Source organism: Vibrio sp. 2134-1 (genome assembly GCF_033339495.1).
Genome location: NZ_JAWOUS010000955.1, coordinates 1 through 519, shown reverse-complemented (window position 1 = coordinate 519; position 519 = coordinate 1). Strand labels below are relative to the sequence as shown.

1 protein-coding gene is annotated in these 519 nt (G+C 46.1%); it reads left to right on the top strand.

Annotated features, from left to right (window positions below):
* On the top strand, positions 1 to 448 hold a 448-nt coding region (gene lptE / locus R7R78_RS29460), incomplete at its 5' end, for an LPS assembly lipoprotein LptE (protein WP_225475006.1).
* Positions 449 to 519: the final 71 nt, after the last annotated feature.

Below are 519 nucleotides of genomic sequence, written 5' to 3'. Positions count from 1 at the left end.
TCCGGAAGAACTGCACACCATGTCATTCTCTAGCTACGATGAATACAGCAAGCTCACACGCTATGTACGCTCTCAGCTGCAACTCAACAAAGTTGACCTAGTTCAGCCGTCATCTTCAGTACCAAATCTGCATTTAATCAAAGCAACCATGGATGAGCGAACGCTCTCGCTTTACCAAAACAGTCGTGCGGCAGAAAAAGAGTTGACTTACGTGGTACAATATCGCGTCACAATTCCAGGGTTTGGCTCAAAAAATTTCACCACAACCGTGAACCGCAACTACTTAGACAACCCGCTAACAGCATTGGCAAAATCGGTTGAACGTGACGTAATCGAAGACGAGATGCGTCAACAAGCAGCGAAACAGATGATGCGTCAACTTGGCCGAATCCGTGCTGAGTACGAAGCGGGGCAAATTGCAGCGCCAACTGAGAAAACAAACTCTTAATCAACATGCGAATTTATGCTGACAAGCTAGCTGACCATCTAGCCAAACACTTAAAGCAGGTTTATCTGATC